This window comes from Stenotrophomonas sp. GQ19 (assembly GCF_059758695.1).
Map to the genome: position 1 here is coordinate 210,051 of NZ_JCAXES010000005.1, position 16,890 is coordinate 226,940.

16 protein-coding genes are annotated in these 16,890 nt (G+C 68.3%); 8 read left to right on the forward strand and 8 right to left on the reverse strand.

All coding sequences use genetic code 11. The features are described from left to right. Positions 1–44: 44 nt before the first annotated feature. The gene (gene cydB / locus AC6CHL_RS12035) at positions 45–1,058 is read right to left on the reverse strand and encodes a cytochrome d ubiquinol oxidase subunit II (protein WP_498294519.1); all 1,014 of its coding nucleotides are present in this window, start codon (positions 1,056–1,058) and stop codon (positions 45–47) included. A gap of 1 nt (position 1,059) precedes the next feature. Continuing rightward, positions 1,060–2,457 carry a cytochrome ubiquinol oxidase subunit I gene (locus tag AC6CHL_RS12040; RefSeq protein WP_159498413.1) on the reverse strand — a complete coding sequence of 466 codons (1,398 nt, stop codon included), beginning with the start codon at positions 2,455–2,457 and terminating at the stop codon, positions 1,060–1,062. Between the two features lie 497 nt (positions 2,458–2,954). Here AC6CHL_RS12040 and AC6CHL_RS12045 point away from each other — a divergent pair, with 497 nt between their 5' ends. From AC6CHL_RS12045 to hemF, 5 genes are all read left to right on the forward strand, one after another. Beyond that, positions 2,955–5,321, forward strand: coding sequence for a S9 family peptidase (locus AC6CHL_RS12045; protein WP_498294521.1), 2,367 nt, complete (start codon positions 2,955–2,957; stop codon positions 5,319–5,321). Further along, the gene (locus AC6CHL_RS12050; RefSeq protein ID WP_038685518.1) at positions 5,322–5,753 is read left to right on the forward strand and encodes an NUDIX hydrolase; all 432 of its coding nucleotides are present in this window, start codon (positions 5,322–5,324) and stop codon (positions 5,751–5,753) included. It begins immediately after the preceding gene. Between the two features lie 30 nt (positions 5,754–5,783). Beyond that, entirely contained in the window at positions 5,784–6,377 is a 594-nt protein-coding gene (locus AC6CHL_RS12055; RefSeq protein ID WP_498294523.1) for a hypothetical protein, read from the forward strand. A gap of 65 nt (positions 6,378–6,442) precedes the next feature. Further along, positions 6,443–7,972, forward strand: coding sequence for a hypothetical protein (locus AC6CHL_RS12060; protein WP_498294525.1), 1,530 nt, complete (start codon positions 6,443–6,445; stop codon positions 7,970–7,972). Positions 7,973–8,079: 107 nt separating this feature from the next. Then, positions 8,080–8,976, forward strand: a complete 897-nt coding sequence (gene hemF / locus AC6CHL_RS12065; RefSeq protein WP_498294527.1) for an oxygen-dependent coproporphyrinogen oxidase — start codon at positions 8,080–8,082, stop codon at positions 8,974–8,976. A 176-nt stretch (positions 8,977–9,152) separates the two neighbouring features. Here hemF and AC6CHL_RS12070 read toward each other — a convergent pair whose 3' ends face one another. Beyond that, positions 9,153–9,629, reverse strand: a complete 477-nt coding sequence (locus AC6CHL_RS12070) for a DUF421 domain-containing protein (protein WP_314404190.1) — start codon at positions 9,627–9,629, stop codon at positions 9,153–9,155. 376 nt (positions 9,630–10,005) lie between these two features. Then, positions 10,006–12,777 carry a DNA polymerase I gene (polA, locus tag AC6CHL_RS12075; protein ID WP_038685512.1) on the reverse strand — a complete coding sequence of 924 codons (2,772 nt, stop codon included), beginning with the start codon at positions 12,775–12,777 and terminating at the stop codon, positions 10,006–10,008. 97 nt (positions 12,778–12,874) lie between these two features. Here polA and AC6CHL_RS12080 point away from each other — a divergent pair, with 97 nt between their 5' ends. Then, entirely contained in the window at positions 12,875–13,159 is a 285-nt protein-coding gene (locus AC6CHL_RS12080; protein WP_038685510.1) for a DUF2782 domain-containing protein, read from the forward strand. 79 nt (positions 13,160–13,238) lie between these two features. After that, a complete protein-coding gene (locus tag AC6CHL_RS12085; protein WP_498294529.1) occupies positions 13,239–13,478 on the forward strand; it encodes a hypothetical protein in 240 nt (79 codons plus the stop codon). Positions 13,479–13,651: 173 nt separating this feature from the next. On the opposite strand, the gene AC6CHL_RS12090 is transcribed toward AC6CHL_RS12085, so the two are convergent. The 3 genes from AC6CHL_RS12090 to AC6CHL_RS12100 all read right to left on the reverse strand — a co-directional run bounded on the left by AC6CHL_RS12090 (position 13,652) and on the right by AC6CHL_RS12100 (position 15,076). Further along, entirely contained in the window at positions 13,652–14,098 is a 447-nt protein-coding gene (locus AC6CHL_RS12090) for a universal stress protein (RefSeq protein WP_038685506.1), read from the reverse strand. Between the two features lie 72 nt (positions 14,099–14,170). Then, positions 14,171–14,731 carry a sugar O-acetyltransferase gene (locus tag AC6CHL_RS12095; RefSeq protein WP_498294531.1) on the reverse strand — a complete coding sequence of 187 codons (561 nt, stop codon included), beginning with the start codon at positions 14,729–14,731 and terminating at the stop codon, positions 14,171–14,173. A gap of 72 nt (positions 14,732–14,803) precedes the next feature. Next, the gene (locus tag AC6CHL_RS12100; RefSeq protein WP_038685502.1) at positions 14,804–15,076 is read right to left on the reverse strand and encodes a hypothetical protein; all 273 of its coding nucleotides are present in this window, start codon (positions 15,074–15,076) and stop codon (positions 14,804–14,806) included. A 255-nt stretch (positions 15,077–15,331) separates the two neighbouring features. On the opposite strand from AC6CHL_RS12100, the gene AC6CHL_RS12105 reads away from it, so the two are divergent. Then, positions 15,332–16,054 carry a DUF4386 domain-containing protein gene (locus tag AC6CHL_RS12105; RefSeq protein WP_498294533.1) on the forward strand — a complete coding sequence of 241 codons (723 nt, stop codon included), beginning with the start codon at positions 15,332–15,334 and terminating at the stop codon, positions 16,052–16,054. Positions 16,055–16,241: 187 nt separating this feature from the next. On the opposite strand, the gene AC6CHL_RS12110 is transcribed toward AC6CHL_RS12105, so the two are convergent. Continuing rightward, the gene (locus AC6CHL_RS12110; RefSeq protein WP_038685497.1) at positions 16,242–16,796 is read right to left on the reverse strand and encodes a hypothetical protein; all 555 of its coding nucleotides are present in this window, start codon (positions 16,794–16,796) and stop codon (positions 16,242–16,244) included. Positions 16,797–16,890 lie beyond the last annotated feature (94 nt).

The window sequence follows — 16,890 nt, forward strand, 5'->3', positions numbered from 1 at the left end:
CCTCGCCAACCCCGGAACATAAGAAGAGCCAGCGCCTCTCCTCCTCAGTGATACCCGGTATCGGAGCGCACCTTGCCGCGGAACACCCGGTACGACCACGCCGTGTAGCCCAGGATCACCGGCAGCAGCACCACCAGCCCGACCAGGCTGAAGCCCAGCGACGACGCCGGGGCGGCCGCCTCCCACAGCGTCATGCTCGGCGGCAGCAGGTAGGGCCACATGCCCAGCACCAGCCCGATGAAGCCCAGGATGAACAACGCCAGGGTCAACAGGAACGGCGGTAGGTCGCGGCGCGGGTGCATCGCACTGCGCCACAGCGCCACCGCCACGCCCAGCGTCAGCAGCGGCACCGGCGACAACCACCAGAAGTTGCCATCGCTGAACCAGCGCGCCATCAGGCGCGAATCCAGGAACGGCAACCAGGTGCTCACCAGCCCCATGAAGACGATCACCGCCACCACCAGCGGCCGCGTCAGCGTGCGCGCGAACGCCTGCTCACGCCCCTCGGTCTTCAGGATCAACCAGGTGCTGCCCAGCAGCGCATAGCCGAACACCACCGCCGCACCGGTCAGCATCGAGAACGGACTGAACCAGCTGAACGCACCGCCGGCGTAACGGCCATCCACGATCTGCAGGCCTTCCACCAGCGCCCCGAGAATCACCCCCTGCGCGAACGCAGCCAGCAGCGAGCCCAGCCCGAACGCCACGCTCCACAACCGCCGCGAGCGGTGCGCCTTGAAGCGGAATTCAAACGCCACCCCGCGGAACACCAGCGCCACCACCAGCAGCAGCACCGGCAGGTACAGCGCCGACAGCAGCGCCGCATAGGCCTTGGGGAAGGCCGCCATCAGCCCGGCCCCGCCCAGCACCAGCCAGGTTTCGTTGCCGTCCCAGATCGGCGCGGCGGTGTTCATCATGATGTCCAGCTGTTCTTCGTCCTCGGCCATCGGCGCCAGGATGCCGATGCCCAGTACGAAACCGTCCAGCACCACGTACATCAGCACGCCAAAACCAATCACCGCAAACCATGCCACCGGCAGCCAGGTTGTCATCTCCATGTCAGCGCTCCTCCAGCGGTTCGTCGGCACCGGACAGCGGCCGCGCCGGGGTATGACTGCCCGCGTCCAGCGCCGGCGCCGGCTCATGCGGCTTGGGCCCGGTGCGGATGATCTTCACCAGGTACCAGATGCCCCAGCCGAACACGAACGCATAGCCCACGATGTAGACGCCCAACGACAGCGCGGTCATCCAGGCACTCTGCGGGCCCACCGCGTCGGCGGTGCGCAGCACCCCGTACACCACCCACGGCTGGCGCCCCATCTCGGTCACGAACCAGCCCGATACCAGCGCGATGAAGCCGCTGGGCAGCATCCAGTTCCAGCCACGCACCAGCCAGCGCGACTGCAGCAGCTTGCCCCGCCACCACTGGAACGCCGACACCCAGGCCAGCAGCAGCATCAGCGTGCCCAGCCCGACCATGATCCGGAACGCGAAGAACACCGGCACCACCGGCGGCCGATCGCTGGCCGGTACCGAGGTGAGCGGGTCGAACGTTCCCTCCAGCGAATGGGTCAGGATCAGGCTGCCCAGCCGGGGAATGGCGATTTCATAATCGTTGCGCTCGGCTTTTTCGTTGGGCACCGCGAACACCACCAGCGGGACGCCTTCGCCCTGCCCTTCGGAATGCCAGTGCGCTTCCATCGCGGCAATCTTCATCGGCTGGTGCTTGAGCGTGTTCAAGCCATGCATGTCGCCCACGAAGATCTGCACCGGCACGGTCAGCGCGGCGAACGCCACGGCCGCCAGCAGCATCGTGCGCCCGGCTTCCACGTGCGTGCCCTTGCGCAGGTACCAGGCGCCCACGCCACCGATCACGAAACAGGTGGTGATGAACGAGCCCAGCGCCATGTGCGCCAACCGGTAGGGGAAGGAGGGGTTGAACACCACCTGCCACCAGTCCTGCGGGTGCACGATGCCGTCGATCAGCGCGTAGCCGGCCGGGGTCTGCAGCCAGCTGTTGGACGACAGGATCCAGAACGTGGAGAACAGCGTGCCCAGCGCCACCATGCAGGTGGAGAAGAAATGCAGCCGCGGCGAAACGCGGCCCCAGCCGAACATCATCACGCCCAGGAAGCTGGCCTCCAGGAAGAAGGCGGTGAGCACTTCATAGGTAAGCAGCGGCCCGATCACGCTGCCGGCCACCTCGCTGAGGCGCGGCCAGTTGGTGCCGAACTGGAAGGCCATGACGATGCCGCTGACCACGCCCATGCCGAAGGACACCGCGAAGATCTTCTGCCAGAAGAAATACAGCTCGCGCCAGACCGGGTTGCCGGTGCGCAGCCAGCGTGACTCCACGAAGGCCAGCCAACTGGCGGTGCCGATGGTGAAGGCGGGAAACAACACATGGAAACTGATGACGAACCCGAACTGGATCCGCGACAACAACAACGCGTCCACGTGACGCCTCCGACTGGTTTCTGAAATCCGCACCAGTCTGGGCCGGTATCCGTGAAAGGCACATGCGACCCGGTGACGCGCTGCTTCACTTTGTCGCAGGGGCTACCGCGAGCGTGAGGGCCCCTTAGCGGCCGGTAGGCCCCTGGTGCAAATGTCCCCCGGCCGCTGGGCGGCCTCCTCCTTTATTTTGCCCAGAAGCCTACCGGCCGCTACGGGGCTCGGCTTGCGGTAAGCAAGTGGACGCCGGGCATTTCGGGGCCTGTCGGTGGGTCGGGCGCTGGGGTCCCATACCCTTGGAGGCGAAATAAAGGAGGAGGGGTCGGCCGCAGGCCGACGCCGGGGGACATTCGCCGGAAAGGGTATGGGGCCCCAGCGCCCGACCCACCGACCACCGCTTGCCTTGCGCAGGAAGGGGCCACGCCCATGACCTGTGGCCCCTTCCTGCGGCCCTTGCGGCTGCTACGCTTGCGGGGTTTTCTACTACGGTGCCGCCCGCAATGCCCAGAACGCTGCCCTTGTCCCTGCTGCTGCTCGCCGCCCTCGGCGGGACCGCCCACGCGGCGCCCACGCCGATCACCATCGAGCAGGCCATGGCCGACCCCGACTGGATCGGCCCGCCGGTCGAAAGCGCGTGGTGGTCCTGGAACAGCCAGCAGGTGGAGTACCAGCTCAAGCGCACGGGCAGCCCGGTCCGCGACACCTTCCGCCAGCCGGTCAGCGGTGGCGTGGCCACCCAGGTGGCCGATGACCAGCGCAGCAGCCTGGACGTGGACAGCCCGGTGTACGACACCACCCGCCAGCGCGCGGTGTTCGTGCGCAACGGCGATGTGTTCCTGCGCGACCTGCGCAGCGGCGCGCTGACCCAGCTGACCCGCGGCAGCGAGAAGGCCAGCGCGGTCAACTTCGCCCGCGACGGCGGGGTGATCTGGCAGACCGGCCAGAACTGGTTCCACTGGACCGCCACCGGTGGCGTCCAGCAGGTAGCCAGCCTCAAGGCCGAAAAGAACCCCGACGATGCGCCCAAGGCCGACGTCCTGCGCGACCAGCAGCTGCGCACCCTGGCCACCCTGCGCAACGATCGCGCCCAGCGCGACGCGCTCAAGGCCCAGGAAGCCAGCTGGCGCCGCGCCGACGCCACCCGCGCGCCCGGCCCGGTCTACCTGGGCGCCGACGTGGAGATCGTCGGCAGCGCCCTCTCGCCGGACACCCGCAGCCTCATCGTGGTGACCAAGCCGAAGGGCTTCGACGAAGGCCGCGGCGGCAAGATGCCCAAGTACGTGACCGAATCGGGCTACGAAGAGTCCGAGGACACCCGCACCCGCGTGGGCCGCAACGATCCCGAGCCGCATTCCCTGTGGCTGGTCGATGCGGTCACCGGCACGGTCAAGCCGCTCTCGCTGGACCGCCTGCCCGGCATCGGCACCGACCCGCTGGCCGCACTGCGCAAGGCCGCCGGCAAGGACGCACTCAAGGGCAACCGCCCGCTGGAAGTGCTGGCCGGCCCCGGCAACCCCGGCATCCGCTGGAGCGCCGACGGCCAGCAGGCCGCGATCATGCTGCGCGCCAACGACAACAAGGACCGCTGGATTGCCAGCGTCAGCCCCGCCAGCGCCACGCTGGAAAACCGCCACCGCCTGACCGACAGCGCCTGGATCAACTGGGGCTTCAACGACTTTGGCTGGTCCAACGACAACCGCACGCTGTGGCTGCTGTCCGAAGAATCGGGCTACGCGCACCTGTATACCCAGCAGGGCACCGCCAAGCCGCAGGCACTGACCGGCGGCAAGTGGGAAACCTCGATGCCGGTGCCCAGCGCCGACGGCCGCGGCTTCTACTTCCTGTGCAACCAGCAGAGCCCGGGCGACTACGAAGTCTGCGCGGTCGACACCGCCAGCAGGCAGGTGCGTGAGCTGACCGCGCTCAACGGCGTCGAAGACTTCTCGCTGTCCCCGGACGGCCAGCAGCTGCTGGTGCGTTACTCCGGCGCCTACCTGCCGGCGCAGCTGGCCGTGGTGCCCACCAGCGGCGGCCAGGCCAAGGTGCTCACCGACACCCGCACCGCCGCCTACAAGGCCCGCGAGTGGGTGCAGCCCAAGCTGGTGCAGGTGCCGTCCAAGCATGGCGCCGGCGTGGTCTGGGCCAAGTATTACGGCCCGGAGAACCCCGAACCGGGCAAGCAGTACCCGATTGCCATGTTCGTGCACGGTGCCGGCTACCTGCAGAACGTCCACCAGCGCTACCCGGCCTACTTCCGCGAGCAGATGTTCCACAACCTGCTGGTGCAGCAGGGCTACATCGTGCTCGACATGGATTACCGCGGCAGCGAAGGCTACGGCCGCGACTGGCGCACCGCCATCTATCGCAACATGGGCCACCCGGAGCTGGAAGACTACAAGGACGGCCTGGACTGGCTGGTGGCCACCAAGCAGGGCGACCGCGACCACGCCGGCATCTACGGCGGCTCCTACGGTGGCTTCATGACCTTCATGGCGCTGTTCCGCTCGCCGGGCACGTTCAAGGCCGGTGCCGCGCTGCGCCCCGTGGTCGACTGGCACCAGTACAACCACGGCTACACCGCCAACATCCTCAACACCCCGGACATCGACCCGGAGGCGTACCGCAAGTCGTCGCCGATCGAATACGCCGACGGCCTGCAGGACCACCTGCTGATCGCGCACGGCATGATGGATGACAACGTGTTCTTCCAGGACTCGGTCAACCTCACCCAGAAGCTGATCGAGCTGCACAAGGACAACTGGTCCATCGCGCCGTACCCGCTGGAGCGCCATGGCTACGTCCGTCCGGACTCGTGGCTGGACCAGTACAAGCGCATCCTCAAGCTGTTCAACGACACTTTGAAGTAAGTGGCGGCGCAGGCCAGCCACCCCGCGGCGCCGATCGAGATCGTCGCCGCGGTCATCCTGGATGCCACCGGCCAGGTGCTGGTGGTGCGCAAGCACGGCTCGGATACCTTCATCCAGCCCGGGGGCAAACCCGACCCGGGCGAAGCGCCGCTGCAGGCGCTGGCACGTGAACTGCACGAGGAACTGGGCGTGCAGCTGGACCTGGCCAGCGCCCAGGCGCTGGGACGTTTCGACGCCTGGGCGGTGCACGAACACGGCCGCCGGGTACGGGCCCAGGTGTGGCGGGTGCAGGTCACCGGCACACCGCAGGCGCAGGCGGAAATCGCCGAGTTGGCCTGGGTTCCCCTGCAGGCGCCGCATGGGCGGCGCTTGGCAGCCTTGAGCGAAGACCATATCCTGCCCGCGGCCGCACGCGCGGTGGCCGCGGGCTGATGCCCGTGGCCGACTCCAACAGGACACCGGATGTCATCGCCCCCGCAATTACCTAGTGCCCAGCCGCCCGTAGACCCGCTGGCGCCCCCGAAATTCCTGTCGCCGATGGCCAAGTCGGTGCTGCTGGTGTGCGTGGCCTCCGCCGTGGGCTGGGCCATTGCGGCGCTGGTCGTCGGCCCGCTGTCGATCGGCGCCTTCCTGCAGGAGCAGGTGGAAACCCGGGATGTGGCCTGGCTGTCACCGCCGCTGCAATGGCTGACCACACATGCGCTGGGCATCTGCGTGGCCATGCTGCTCACCTGCCTGGTGGGCGTGGTGGCGTGCGTGGGCATGCTGCGCCGTGAACAATGGGCGGTGTGGCTGTTCATCGTGTTGCTGGTGGTGACCGCACTGCTGAACTTCGTTGCCGCGTGGGCGATGGACGATGCAATGGCGCACCTGTCGCAGTACCTGACGCGGCACGCTGACACCCCCGAGATGCGCCAGCTGCGCCACGACCTGCAGCTGCAGCGCATCGTCCTGAGCGGCATGCTGGTGCTCACTGCCGTGGGCTTTGCCGGCCTGCATGGCTGGTTGGCCGCACGCCTGCTGCGTCCCGACGTGCGCGCCTGGCTGCAACGCTGATACCTGGCCCGGCCGGCCCCTGCGCCCGTGCCGACGCCCCCCGATTTCCACCCAAGGATGCTGTTGTGACTTCTGTTGTTTCCGCGCGCCGCCGCTTCATCGGCTGGCGTGCCCTGGCCGTTCTCGTTCTGGCCGCCGCCAGCCTTCCCGCCGCTGCCCAGTCCATGGCCTGCGGCACGTACAAGCAGGACGATGGCAACGCCACCCTGATCCTGGAAAGCGAGGGCCACGGCTTCCTGACGTCGGCCCACTCGCCCACCGAGGAACTGCGCATCGCACGCAGCGAGGATGTGCTGGGCATGGTCAACCTGGCCACCGGCCGCATGGAGAACTGGACCTTCGGCGAGGGCGACCGCACCCTGACCGGCGGATACCACGATTTCGTGCGCGAGAAGGCCGCGGCCTGCAAGCCGTTCTATGCGGTCGAGGAAGGCAGCTGCCGCGCCGATCCGGTGGGCTGCCTGGAGCACTACGTCGAGGCCAAACCGGTGCAGCTGCGCCAGTGGTGCAGCGAAGACGTGCCGGTGGCCTGCAAGCGCCTGATCGAGGTCTACCAGGAACAGGCCAACGCAGCCGCCCCGGAAGAGCCGCCGCCGTTCCCCATGCCGGCGCAGTGCGATGAAACCGCCAAGGAATTCGACCCGGTGGTCTGCCTGCGCCTGGGCGAAACCATGGCAGGCGAGATCATGGGCAAGGCGATCATGGGGCTGAGCCACGCATCGCAGGCCGTACTGCCGTCCGAGCAGCTGATCGAACTGGCAGGCCTGTGCAAGCAGCACCCTCGCGAGGAATTCTGCCAGAGCGTCGCCGAGGCACAGTGGAACGCCGGCCGGTTGCTGGAGGCCCGCGACGCCCTGCAGCACGCCTGCAGCACGCGCGCCGACGCCCATGCCTGCACACTGGTCGCCCCGCTGGTCGGGTTGTCGGCGGCGGCGCTGTCGCCGGTGCCCGCCACCACCCTGCCCTGTGGCCGCTACGAGGCCGAGAACGGCCTGCCCTCGGACCTGCAGTTCGGCGATGCCGGCGTGGTCCAGCTGAGCGGCTACGCCACGCGCCTGCGTGCCCGCGTGCAGGACGGGCGGATCCACCTGCGCCGCGACATCGGCGACGATGTCGTGCTGCAGACCACGCGCGACGGCAGCCTGGTGGGCATGGACGGCAACACCCGTTTTGCCCACTACACGCGTCAACCCGGCGCCGCCGGCGCCTGCAGCGCACCGCTGAGCTTCACCGAGATTCCGCAGCCGCTGGACTGCCCCACGCTGGATCGCGAAGGCGGTCCGGAGGCCTGCTGCAAGGCCGGTCAGCTGCTGGGCTGCAAGCTGGCCGCCAGCGCGCGTGCACGTGATGAAGACTGGAAAAGCACGCTGCCCTACTACGCCGCGCTGTGCACCGCCGGCGTGCGCGATGGCTGCGTGGGCCTGGCCGAGGTCTACGTGCATACCGGTGACGAAGCGGTGCCGAACATGTTGACCGCCATCTGCGCCAAGGGCGGCGCTACCCACATCGCCTGCGACGTGGACGCGACCCGTGATTGGCCGGCACTGCGCGCGATGGTGCGTGCGATCGCCGAGGAGGCCGCAGGCGGCGAGTGACGCCTGCGACGGCGGCGCGGCGCCAACGGCCGTAAGCGACAGCCACGGTTGCGCCGGCCGCCTCGCTACCCTGCAGCCCGGTCTCCGGCCTGCGGTAAAGTAGCGCCATGAACGAATTCGAGCGCGTACGCAGCTACCTGACCGACCTGCAGGACCGCATCTGTGCGGCCATCGAGGCCGCCGACGGCCAGGCTCGGTTCGCCGAAGACCAATGGCAGCGCGCCGAGGGTGGTGGCGGCCGCACCCGCATCCTGCGCGATGGCGCGGTGTTCGAGCAGGCCGGCATCGGCTTCTCCGACGTGGCCGGCACCCGCCTGCCCCCGTCGGCGTCAGCCAACCGGCCGGAGCTGGCCGGTGCCTCGTGGCGGGCCACCGGGGTATCGCTGGTGTTCCACCCGGCCAACCCGTACCTGCCCACCACCCATGCCAACGTGCGCTATTTCCGCGCCGAGCGTGATGGCGTGGAAGTGGCGTCGTGGTTCGGCGGCGGCTTCGACCTGACCCCGTTCTATCCGTTCGATGAGGACGTGCAGCAGTGGCACCGCGTCGCGCACGACCTGTGTGCGCCGTTTGGCGAAGGGCGCTATGCCGATCACAAGCGCTGGTGCGACGAGTACTTCTTCCTGCGCCACCGCAATGAAACGCGCGGCGTGGGCGGGCTGTTCTTCGACGACCTGCACGGTGACTTCGAACGCGATTTTGCCTACCTGCGCGCGGTCGGCGATGGCTTCCTCGACGCCTACCTGCCGATCGTGGCACGTCGCAAGGACATGCCGTACGGCGAGCGTGAGCGCGAGTTCCAGCTGTACCGCCGCGGCCGCTACGTGGAGTTCAACCTGGTCTACGACCGCGGCACGCTGTTCGGCCTGCAGAGCGGCGGGCGCAGCGAGAGCATCCTGATGAGCCTGCCACCGCGGGTACGCTGGGAATACGGTTTCCAGCCCGAAGCCGGCAGCGACGAAGCCCGCCTGGCCGACTACCTGGTTCCGCGCGACTGGGTGTAACCGGACGCGGCACCGCAGAGGCCGGTGCGTTACCGAGGGTGGAATCGCGCACGGCCGATGGTCGCCCCGGCGGGTGGTAGAGCCACCCCATGGGTGGCTGCGGTACCCAACGAAGGCAGCCACCCATGGGGTGGCTCTACCGGCGACGAACGAAGGCAGCCACCCATGGGGTGGCATTACCCCTTCTTCGGCACGATGGTGATGTGGCCGTTGATTTCCAGCACCGCCAGCGCGACATCGTCGATCGACAGGCAACCCTGTTGGCGCAGCGCCGCATCGACATCGGCCGACGTGACCATTTCGCGCCGCAGCACCGAATCCAGCAGCTTGCCGTCGCGCGCGATCAGCACCGGCTCGCCTTCAACCAGGGTTTCCACGCGCCGGCTGCGCGTGCTCAACCACCCCACCCCGTAGTTGAGCAGGATCAGCGTGGCCGCCAGCAGCAGCCCGCCGCCAAGCGACGTGTCCTTGCCCAGCAGGGCGTTCTGCACCGCATTGCCCAGCAGCACGATCAGCAGCACATCGAACGGGGTGATCTGGCCCAGCGCGCGCTTGCCCGACAACCGCACCATGCCCAGCACCAGCACGTACACCACCACCGCGCGCAGGATGAATTCCCACCACGGCATGGCCAATGCAAACAGATCGCTCATGCGGTTCTCCCCGGGTCCAGCCCACAGCATGGGCCGCGCGCAGGGCAAACGGCAATCGGCAGCGCGGGGGCCTGTCCTGCGGCGGGCCGCGCGGAGTTTATGGCGCCCCAAATAAAAAGCCCCGCCGACCAGGGGGAGGTCAGCGGGGCCGGGGAACGGGCGCTTGGGGAGGAGCCCCCGTTCCGAGATCTGCTCCAGGGGATGGGAGAGATCCACAACAGGCGTTGCGCCTGTCGAGGTCTATAAAAGCACCCCGAACATTGATAGTTCGTGAAGGGGCCCAATTAATGAAAGCTCTGTAGGGGAAACATTCATCCGACAGTCAGTTTTTCAGGGCGCCATGAACCAATTCAGCTGTTTGAGCGTGATTTCCGTCTCAGTGCGCCTCATCCCAGTTATCGCCGACGCCGGCGTCCACCACCAACGGCACCCGCAACTGGGCTGAAGACGACATCAGTTCCACCACCTTCAAACGCAAGGTATCGAGAAACTCACTTTCGGTTTCAAACACCAGTTCATCGTGCACCTGCATGATCATCCGCGCCTGGTCGCCCTGGCCCTGCAGCCACCCGTCCACTTTCACCATCGCCCGCTTGATGATGTCGGCCGCGGTGCCCTGCATCGGGGCGTTGATGGCCGCCCGTTCAGCCCCGGCGCGCAGGCCCTGGTTGCGGGCGTGAATGTCGTTCAGGTACAGCCGGCGGCCTTCCAGGGTTTCCACATAGCCCTGGTCGCGGGCCTGCTGGCGCATGCGCTCCATGAAGTCGCGCACGCCCGGGTAGCGGCTGAAGTACAGCGCCACGTAATCCTGGGCCTGGCCGCGGTCGATGCCCAGGTTGCGGGCCAGCCCGAACGCGCTCATGCCGTACATCAGGCCGAAGTTGATCGCCTTGGCCGCGCGGCGCTCGTTCGGGGTGACCTCGTCCAGCGCGCGCCCGAACACCTCGGCCGCGGTGGCCCGGTGCACGTCCACGCCCTGTTCGAAGGCGCGCACCAGGCCCGGGTCTTCGGACAGGTGGGCCATGATCCGCAGCTCGATCTGCGAGTAATCGCAGGCCAGGATCTTGCGCCCGGGCGGGGCCACGAACGCACGGCGGATGCGGCGGCCGTCGTCGGTGCGGATCGGGATGTTCTGCAGGTTCGGGTCCGACGAAGACAGCCGGCCGGTGGCCGCGCCGGACTGGTGGTAGCTGGTGTGGACCCGGCCGGTGTCCGGGTTGACCATCTCCGGCAGCTTGTCGGTGTAGGTGCTGCGCAGCTTGGCCAGCCCGCGGTACTCCAGGATCACCCGCGGCAGCTCGTGCTGCTCGGCAATGGCCTCCAGCGCCTCTTCATTGGTGCTGGGCTGGCCCTTGGGGGTCTTCACCAGCGCCGGCAGCTTCAGTTCGTCGAACAGTACCGCCTGCAGCTGCTTGGGCGAATCCAGGTTGAAGGTGTGGCCGGCCAGCTCGGTGGCCTTCTGCTGGGCGGCCAGCATGCGCACGCTCAGGTCCTGGCTCTGGCGGCGCAGTTCGGCCATGTCGATGTGCACGCCGTTGGCTTCGATCCGGGCCAGCACCGGCACCAGCGGCATTTCGATGTCGCGGTACACCCCGTCCAGCGACGGAACAGCCAGCAGCTGTGGCTGCAGCACGCGGTGCAGGCGCAGGGTGATGTCGGCGTCTTCGGCGGCATAGCGGCCTGCCTCGTCCAGGCCCACCTGCGAGAACGGGATCTGCTTGGCACCCTTGCCGGCCACGTCCTCGAACTTGATCGTGGTGTAGCCCAGGTAGCGCATTGCCAGCGAATCCATGTCGTGGCGGGTGGCGGTGGAATTGAGCACGAAGCTCTCCAGCATGGTGTCGTCGTGGTAGCCCTGCACGTCGATGCCATGCCGGCGCAGCACGTGCAGGTCGTACTTGCCGTGCTGGCCGAGCTTCTTCTTGTCGGGGTTTTCCAGCACCGGGCGCAGCGCGGCCAGTACCTGTTCGGCGCCCAGCTGGGCCGGCGCGCCGGGGTAGTTGTGGCCCACCGGGATGTAGGCGGCCCTGCCCGGCTCGACCGCCAGGCTGATGCCCACCAGGTTGGCGCGCATCGCATCGAGCGCGTCGGTTTCGGTGTCGAAGGCGATCAGGTCGGCCGCCTCGGCGCGCTGCACCCAGGCATCCAGCTGTTCGGTGGTGAGCACGGTCTCGTACTCGCCGGGCGCCGACAGCGCCGGATCGACCTCGGCCGCCGTTTCCGCCGGCGCGCTGCGTGCGTACCCGGCGGCGGTGCCACGCAGGCTCACCGTGGCGTCGCTGGCGGCCACTGCCGCCGCGGCCGGGCCTCCCAGCTCCTTCAGCGCCTGGGTGAAGCCGTAGCGCAGGTACAGCTCGCCCAGGGTGGGTACGTCCGGGTCGCGCAGTGCCAGCGTGCGCGGGCTGGACTCCAGCGGCACGTCGGTGCGGATGGTGACCAGTTCGCGGTTGAGCGGCAGGCGCTCCAGCGCCGCGCGCAGGTTCTCGCCGATCTTGCCCTTCATGCCCGGTGCGGCGGCCATCACCCCGTCCAGGTTCTGGTACTCGGCCAGCCACTTGGCGGCGGTCTTGGGGCCGCACTTCTCCACGCCGGGCACGTTGTCCACGGTGTCGCCCATCAGCGCCAGCAGGTCGACGATCTGGTCGGCGCGCACGCCGAACTTGTCCATCACCGCCGCATCCGAATCCATCCGGCTGCCGGTCATGGTGTTGACCAGTTCGATGCCCGGGCGGACCAGCTGGGCGAAGTCCTTGTCGCCGGTGGAGATGGTCACCTGCAGGCCGTCCTGGTGGCCCTGCAGGGCCAGCGTGCCGATCACATCGTCGGCTTCCACGCCGGGGATGCGCAGGATGCTCAGGCCGAGCGCTTCGACGATACGGCACATCGGCTCGATCTGCGGACGCAGGTCGTCGGGCATCGGCGGGCGGTTGGCCTTGTAGTCGGCATACAGGTCGTCGCGGAAGGTCTTGCCGGGCGCATCGACCACGAACGCCACGTAGGCCGGGCGCTCCTTCAAGGTGGCGCGCAGCATGTTGACCACACCGAACAGCGCGCCGGTGGGTTCACCGTGGGCGTTGGTCAGCGGCGGAAGCGCGTGGAACGCGCGGTACAGGTAACTGGACCCGTCAATCAGGACTAATCGGCTCATGCGACGATTCTACGCGCCCGCCCGCGCCGACCCCAGACACGCCGACGACGACGCGTGGGGCATAATCGACCTTCACTTTGTACAAGGACCTCGGCCCATGAAGACCCTGTTGCTGGTTGGCCTGCTCGCGCTGGCCGGTTGTGCCACCACGGGCGGCGGCGGTAAGCCCCCGGTCGATGTGAGCGGTGCCGATGTGTCCAGCAAGACACTGGCCAACGGCGACACGCTGCAGGAATACCGCGTGGGTGGCCAGCTGCGGATGGTCAAGGTGACGCCTGCGCAGGGCCCGGCGTTCTACATGTACGACCGCAACGGCGATGGCCGCATGGACAGCGACAAGGACGGCGTGTCGCCGGTGTATTGGAAGCTCTACAGCTGGTGACGGCAGGCGCCCCGCCCGCCACGCGGTTGGAACGCTGCTTGCATCGACAGGTTCTCCGGACTTTGCCTTGTTTCAGTAGATGAATACGCCCGAACGCCGCCAGCCGCCCGACCCCGCCCAGCTGCGGGCCGGGCTCACCGCCGAGCAACGCCAGGCCGTGGAAACGCTGGAACACTTTGGCTGGCACCTGCGCTTCGTGCGCCGCCCGCTGTTCCGCGACCCGATCCCGGTCCTGTTCGACCGCAGCGGCGAACGCTTCGTGGTGCTGCAGCCTGACGGCAGCCTGGATGAATCGCAGACGCTGAAGCTGCGGCCGTAGCGGTGAACGCACCCTCAACACACCCACGGTAGTGCCGGCCGCTGGCCGGCTCCTCGGCAAACCCTACCCAACACGGTAGTGCCGGCCGCTGGCCGGATCCTCGTAAAACCTGGCATGGTCGGGAGCCGGCCAGCGGCCGGCACTACCGGGACGCGGCTATGCGGCGCCGTCCGTCAACGGATCACCAGCACCGGCACGGTGCTGCGCGCCAGCACCTCGGCGGTCTGGCTGCCCAGCAGCACGCGGGTGACGCCGCGGCGGCCATGCGAGGTCATCACGATCAGGTCGCTGTTGCGCTCGACGGCGGTATCGATGATGCCGTCGGCCGCATACCGGTCCAGCACGTGCACCACATTGGCACGCAGGCCCTGCGCCTCGGCGGTGGCCTTGGCCGGGGCCAGGACCTTCTGCGCGGTCTCTTCGCGGTCGGCCTTGTACTCGGGGCTGTTCATGTAGCCCACGCTCCAGCCCATCGCGTCGTACATGCCCACCGCCCACGGCTCGGACACGGTCACGATGTCGACCTCGGCATTCAGATCCTTGGCCAGCTCCAGGCCTTTGAGCAGGCCCTTTTCAGACAGCTCCGAACCGTCGGTGGCAATCAGGATTCGCTTGTACATGGCAGGGCTCCTTCCGGTGCAGTGTGGGACCACCATTGCACACCCGGCGTGGAGGCCGCGCCTTGAGCCGGATCAATCGCGCGGGGGCACCACGCGTGCGGGGTTGCCCACCACGGTGGCACCGGCCGCCACGTCGCGGGTGACCACGCTGCCTGCACCCACCACCGCGTCGTCGCCAATGCTCACGCCTGGCAGCAGGATGGCGCCACCGCCGATCCACACATTGCGCCCGATTCGCACCGGTCGCGCCAGCTCCAATCCCTGCGCCCGCGCCTGCGGGTCACGCGGGTGGTCGGCCGCGTAGATCTGCACTGCCGGGCCGATCTGGGTGCCATCGCCGATGTGCACCTCGGCCACGTCCAGGATCACGCAGTTGTAGTTGAGGAACACCCCGGTGCCCAGGTGGATGTGGCTGCCGTAGTCGCAATGGAACGGCGGGCGGATCACCGTGCCGTCGCCGACCGCGCCGAGGCGCTCGCGCAGCAGCGCACGGCGGACATCCGGCGCCTCGGCCAGGGCGGCGTTGTAGCGCACCATCCAGGCCTTGGCCGCCGCCATCTCGGCCCGCAGCTGCGGGTCGCCCGGCCGGTAGGGTTGGCCGGACAGCATCTTGTCCTTCTCGCTCAGCGCCATGATCGTTCCTGCAATGCGGCTGCTGATGATGCCGGTTCGCCACGATGCCGGTAAGCCCGCAGCGCGCCCGGTTCAGCGCAGGCGCAGCTGCCGCCGCGGTCCGCGCGTGACAACCAGCGTGGCCACCGCCAACGCGACCGCGGTGGCCCAGAACGGCCAGGACGCCAGCAACGCGCACAGGCCATCCGGGCGCGGTTCGCAGCGCAGCCGGACCAGGTCCAGGCCACCGCCGTGTTGCAGGCAGGCGTAGGCATGCTCGAACAGGGCCACGACCGGTGCCACCCAGTCTGCCGACAGCGTCAGCGCAACCAGGACAGCCAACAGGTACGGAGTTCCCTTGTTCATTTGCGCGCTCCCAGCGGACAGCGCCAGACTCTGGTCGCCGCGCCGGACCGCCACAAGCGGCACGCGACGAAGCGGCTGAAATGCGGGATGAGTGCACGGCCATGGCCGACGAGTGGGGGCGCCGGCGCCCGCGGCCGGCGGCCCTGCGCCGCCCTACCGTCCGTCGGCGCGTGACTTCCGGCAGTCACCACGGCCCCACCAGCGCCGTACGGTGGCGGCAACCGGTCCTTCCACACCGGCACCCGGAGCGGCACGATGGCAACGCAGCAGCGGACCGGCCGCCTGGCCGGAGGGGTGTATCTGGTGGTGATCGCCACCGGCATCTTCAGCCTGGCCTATGTGCCCTCGCGGATCAGCGTCGGCGACGATCCCGCCGCCACCGTGGCCAACGTGATCGCGCATGCCGACCTGTTCCGCGCCGGCATCGCCGCCTTCGCGCTGGAGCAGATCGCCTTCCTGCTGCTACCGCTGCTGCTGTATCGCGTGTTCTCTGCGGCGCATCGCCCGGCGGCCACGCTGATGGTGGCACTGGCGGTCACCGGAGTACCGATCGCGCTGGCCGCACTTTCCCATCGCCTGGAGGCGGTGACCCTGCTCACCGACCCGGCGCTGGCGCGGGCGCTGTCGGGCGGGCAGCTGCAGATGCTGGCGATGGCCGCGCTGAAAAGCTGGAGCAGCCACATCTCCCTGGCCAGCCTGTTCTGGGGCCTGTGGCTGCTGCCGTTCGGCTGGCTGGTGTGGCGCACGCGCGCCATACCGCGCGTGCTCGGCGTGCTGCTGATGCTCGGCGGCATCGGCTACCTGCTCAACGTGTTCGGCGAGCTGCTGATCCCCGGCTACGCCACGACGGCACTCTCCAACTACGCCACGCTGCCCGCTTCGCTCGGTGAGATTGGCAGCGGCCTGTGGCTGACCCTGTTCGGGGCGCGCCCCCCCGACCTTGTCCCGCCCCGGGTGGCGCGCGCGGTCAACGACTGACCGTCACCTGCCACCCGCCCTCGTGCGGCTGCCAGTCGAACTCGACCGGCAGGAATTTCTCGATCAGGCGCGCGTGCAGCCGACCAACGGTCGGCTCTACCGGGGTTGGCGGCCTGCCAACGGTCTGGGGTTCGGTAGAGCCGACCGTTGGTCGGCTGCACGCACACCCGGCACCGTTACACGGTGATCAGGCGATCTTCACTACGCGCGCGCCCTGGCACAGCGGGTAGGTGGCGACCAAGTCGGCGATGCGCTCGCGCAAGGTCTCGAACGACACGCCGTACAGATACAGCGCGGTCTCGGTCGGCCCCTGCCACCAGCTGCAGATCTCGCCCACGCCTTCAATCCGCTCGACGATCTGCTCGAACACATAGTTCGAGTCGCACTGCTCGTAGACCTCATCGGGCAGGTCGGTGCCGTTGAGGTACAGCGCCAGGCCTTCGGTGACGCCGAACGGCTGGTCCGGTTCGCCTGCACGCTGGATCAGCGAGCCCTTCGGCGCGCCCAGCTGTTCCAGCAGTTCGATCACGCCCGGCAGCGAGGCCGGGTCGGTCAGGGCAATCTCGATATCGCCGTAGTCCACTTCGCCCTCGTCGGTCAGCGCGGTGCCGCCGCCGGTAAGCTGGCCCAGCTCAGCGCTTTCCAGCAGCGCATCGAGCGGATCCTCGAACAGCTCATGGCGATGCTCGGGTTGCAGCTTGGCATTCAATTTGACGGTGACGTGCAGCGGGGAATCGGTCATGGGGGTGGCCTGTGCCAACGGAATACGCCCCATTGTAGTGCCGGCCGCTGGCCGGCTCCCGATAACAGCCGAGCGAAGAGCAGCCGGCCAGCGG

What these genes read in the sequence shown, in the direction of transcription:
- AC6CHL_RS12085 (WP_498294529.1), top strand. Translation starts at nt 13,239, where the DNA reads ATGAATACGCCCGAACGCCGCCAGCCGCCCGACCCCGCCCAGCTGCGG.
- AC6CHL_RS12105 (WP_498294533.1), top strand. Translation starts at nt 15,332, where the DNA reads ATGGCAACGCAGCAGCGGACCGGCCGCCTGGCCGGAGGGGTGTATCTG.
- polA (WP_038685512.1), bottom strand. Translation starts at nt 12,777, where the DNA reads ATGAGCCGATTAGTCCTGATTGACGGGTCCAGTTACCTGTACCGCGCG.
- AC6CHL_RS12045 (WP_498294521.1), top strand. Translation starts at nt 2,955, where the DNA reads ATGCCCAGAACGCTGCCCTTGTCCCTGCTGCTGCTCGCCGCCCTCGGC.
- hemF (WP_498294527.1), top strand. Translation starts at nt 8,080, where the DNA reads ATGAACGAATTCGAGCGCGTACGCAGCTACCTGACCGACCTGCAGGAC.
- AC6CHL_RS12100 (WP_038685502.1), bottom strand. Translation starts at nt 15,076, where the DNA reads ATGAACAAGGGAACTCCGTACCTGTTGGCTGTCCTGGTTGCGCTGACG.
- cydB (WP_498294519.1), bottom strand. Translation starts at nt 1,058, where the DNA reads ATGGAGATGACAACCTGGCTGCCGGTGGCATGGTTTGCGGTGATTGGT.
- AC6CHL_RS12090 (WP_038685506.1), bottom strand. Translation starts at nt 14,098, where the DNA reads ATGTACAAGCGAATCCTGATTGCCACCGACGGTTCGGAGCTGTCTGAA.
- AC6CHL_RS12095 (WP_498294531.1), bottom strand. Translation starts at nt 14,731, where the DNA reads ATGGCGCTGAGCGAGAAGGACAAGATGCTGTCCGGCCAACCCTACCGG.
- AC6CHL_RS12080 (WP_038685510.1), top strand. Translation starts at nt 12,875, where the DNA reads ATGAAGACCCTGTTGCTGGTTGGCCTGCTCGCGCTGGCCGGTTGTGCC.
- AC6CHL_RS12055 (WP_498294523.1), top strand. Translation starts at nt 5,784, where the DNA reads ATGTCATCGCCCCCGCAATTACCTAGTGCCCAGCCGCCCGTAGACCCG.
- AC6CHL_RS12110 (WP_038685497.1), bottom strand. Translation starts at nt 16,796, where the DNA reads ATGACCGATTCCCCGCTGCACGTCACCGTCAAATTGAATGCCAAGCTG.
- AC6CHL_RS12070 (WP_314404190.1), bottom strand. Translation starts at nt 9,629, where the DNA reads ATGAGCGATCTGTTTGCATTGGCCATGCCGTGGTGGGAATTCATCCTG.